Annotated in this window: 3 protein-coding genes; 1 reads left to right on the top strand and 2 read right to left on the bottom strand. The window is 69.1% G+C overall.

Annotated elements, in window-relative coordinates; genetic code table 11:
* Nucleotides 1-43 precede the first annotated feature (43 nt).
* On the bottom strand, nucleotides 44-1,096 hold the full coding sequence (locus AC2W7C_RS16060) for an ABC transporter substrate-binding protein (RefSeq protein ID WP_486002297.1): 1,053 nt from the start codon (nucleotides 1,094-1,096) through the stop codon (nucleotides 44-46).
* Between the two features lie 83 nt (nucleotides 1,097-1,179).
* Between AC2W7C_RS16060 and AC2W7C_RS16065 the strand changes: the two genes are divergently transcribed.
* Nucleotides 1,180-1,980, top strand: a complete 801-nt coding sequence (locus AC2W7C_RS16065) for an endonuclease/exonuclease/phosphatase family protein (RefSeq protein WP_486002298.1) — start codon at nucleotides 1,180-1,182, stop codon at nucleotides 1,978-1,980.
* Nucleotides 1,981-2,578: 598 nt separating this feature from the next.
* Here the strand turns inward: AC2W7C_RS16065 and AC2W7C_RS16070 are convergent.
* A partial coding sequence (locus AC2W7C_RS16070) for a hypothetical protein (protein WP_486002299.1) occupies nucleotides 2,579-2,958 on the bottom strand: 380 nt, incomplete at its 5' end.

The raw sequence follows: 2,958 nt of genomic DNA on the forward strand, positions 1-2,958 counted from the left end.
GCCGGGATAGCGGACGACGGCGCCCCGGAGGGCGGCGGCGGGCCTAGCGTCGCCGCCACGGCCGCGGCGGCAGGTACTGGGTGGTGAAGGCCTGGCGCCAGTCCAGGTCCTGAGGATAGACGCCGGCCTGGCTGGTGACGTCGAAGAAGGCCTTCCAGCGCTCCTCGGTCATGGTCCCCAGGCCGTAAAGCGCGGCGTCGCCGCCGTCGACGATGCCGTTGGCCTTCAGCTTTTCGCGGGCCTGATCCAGCACGTCCTGGGTCATCTCGGGGTTGTCGCGGCGGATCAGGGCGTCGGCGGCCTTGCCGTCCCCCTGGATGTAGTCGCGCCAGCCCTCGGCCGAGGCGGCGATGAAGCCGCGCAGGGCCTGGGCGTTGTCGCGCGCGAAGGCGTTGGGGGCCAGCACCATGGTGGCGTAGGAGGGGTAGCCCTCGTCGGCCAGCAGGAAGACCCGCGGAACGAGGCCCGCCTCCTTCTCGATCGTGTACGGTTCGGAGGTCAGATAGCCCTGCTGCACCGCCCGGGGGTCGGCCAGGAAGGGGGCGGGGTTGAAGGTGTATTTGCGAACCTGGTCGTCGGTGAAGCCGTATTTGGCCTTCAGCCAGACCCAGAAGGCGTTGATCGAGGCGTCGGCGAGCAGGAACGGACGGCCGGCGAGGTCGGCGATGCCGCGCAGGGCCGGGTCCGGATGGGCGATCAGGACCTGGGGGTCCTTCTGGAAGAAGGCGGCCACGGCTTTCACCGGCGCGCCCTCGGCGACCAGATTCATCGGGATGAAGCTGTTGGAGCCCATGCCCAGCTCGACGGCGCCGGAGGCGAGCAGCTGAGGCACGTTCACGCCAGGGCCGCCCTGAACGATCTGGACGTTAAGGCCGCGCCTCTCATAGGCTCCCGAGGCGATGGCCTGGTAGAAGCCGCCGTGCTCGGCCTGGGCACGCCAGTCGGTGGCGAAGCGCAGGCGGATGCGGCCGTCGGCGTCCGGCTCGACCTCGGAGCGGTTGCAGGCGGCCAGCGCGGTCGTGGCGGCCAGGGCCCCGGCCCCGGCGATCAGGGCGCGGCGGCTGGGCCGAAAACGGCGATTTCCACGCGGAGTCATGCCCCTGATGTACGAGCGGATGGGGGCCTTGGGAAGGCGCAGCGGACTGGACCGAATCCGAAGGGTGCGGGATAGGTCCCGCCATGAGGATCATGTGCCTGAACGGCTGGGGCGGGACCCTGCATGACGCTCTAGGGCCGTACCTCGCCTCGGAGGCGCCCGAGGTGCTGTGCCTTCAGGAGGTCGTTCACAGCCCGGCCTCGGACAAGGATGAGCTGATCTATCGCGACGGGACCCACGTTCTGCCGCAGAGGGCGAACTTCTTCCGGGACGTCCGCGCCGCGCTGCCGGACCATGTCGCGATCTTCTGCCCGGCGGCCCAGGGCGTGCTCTGGGACGGAGATAGGGCCGTGCCGTCCCAATGGGGGCTGGCCACCTTCGTGCATCGCGCCCTGCCGGTCATCGCCCAGGCCCAGGATTTCGTTCACAAGACCTATTCGCCGGACGGTTACGGCGAACATCCCCGGTCCCGCAACGCGCACGCCGTGAGGCTGTACGACCCGGAACGCGGCCGGACGGTCAGCATCGCTCACATGCACGGCCTGCGCGACCTGAGGGGGAAGATGGACACGCCCGAGCGGCTGGCGCAGACGGTGAAACTGCTGGAGCTGTCGCGACGCGTGTCCCGGCCGGAGGATTTCGCGGTGGTCTGCGGCGATTTCAACGTCGAGCGGGACAGCGCGACGCTGGACCTGCTGCGCGATGCCGGGCTGACGGAGCTGGTGACGACCGGGGGGTTCGAGAGCACCCGCACCTCGCACTACGGCAAGCCCGGCAAGTTCGCGGACTACATGTTCGTCAACCGGGTGAGCGAGGTCGTCCGCTTCGACGTGGTCCAGGACCCCGAGGTGTCGGACCATTGCCCGCTGCTGCTGGAGATCTAGCAGGGGCCGGAATTGAGCGAGGGGACGAAGATCTCCGGCGAACCGGTTTTCCTCGTCCCCTCGCCAAGTCCGGGTTGGACTTGGCCGTTGAGGTTTCGGACCCTGGCTTCGGCATCAGCGGGGCGAACCCCGACGATGGTCGGCTGTATCCTTTCGCGCTCCTGGTCTCCGGCGTTCCGCAGGTCTGGCCTGCGCCGTCCTTCGATCCCGATCCGGTTCTCCGTGAACGTTTCCGGCCGAAGCCGTCTTCGTTCGGGAGCCTTGATCCTGCCTCCCGCCCGTTTGGTCCGAAGACCACCCGAAGCGTCGGGTCAGAGAGCCGGGCCGGTTCGCCTTGAGCCCCGGGTCTCCCCGGTTTCCGCGCCGCCGTGTCCCTCGGCCCATTGACGTTCCGACGAAACCGGCTATGAGGCAAGCGCCCGAAATCGGCCGGCTGTGCGGAACCGCCCCGGCCTCGGTGCATAAGCCTGTGCATATCTGTGGGCGGACGAAATTCCCTTATTCGGAACAGCGGTTTGGGTTGTCCACAGAAAGACGATGAATAATTTTCGGGGAAGGTCTGTCAGACCTCAGCCGGAGCGTTCTCGACGGCGAGGAGTCAGGGGGCCGGGCGCCAAAGTTGGAGCTGGACCTCGCCTTCGCCGTCGTCGCCGACGAGGATGACGGCTTCGCGGCCGTCGGCGTGGCGGTAGTTGGCCTCGATCCCATGGGCGGCGGCGCCGGCGTTTGGGTTCGAGGCCATCCAGGCGTGGTGCGAGAGGGTCCAGCCCGAGCCGGGAGCGGCCATGCGCGCCATGAGGGCCGCGGCGACGTCGGCGGCGTCCTCGCCCCGGGCCGAGACCACGCAGTCGCCGTTCAGGACGTAGTCGACGGTCAGGCGACTGTCGCCCGGCGTGGCGGACCAGGATTTCGCCCTGGTCCACGCCGGCCCGAGGCGGGGGTGGGAGGCGACGGGCGGCAGCAGGCTGTCCAGCCGGG

The organism is Brevundimonas sp. CURTG3B2_SDJG (assembly GCF_057364705.1).

Excerpts from the sequence above, each read along its gene's own strand:
- AC2W7C_RS16060 (WP_486002297.1), bottom strand. The coding sequence starts at position 1,096 with ATGACTCCGCGTGGAAATCGCCGTTTTCGGCCCAGCCGCCGCGCCCTG.
- AC2W7C_RS16065 (WP_486002298.1), top strand. The coding sequence starts at position 1,180 with ATGAGGATCATGTGCCTGAACGGCTGGGGCGGGACCCTGCATGACGCT.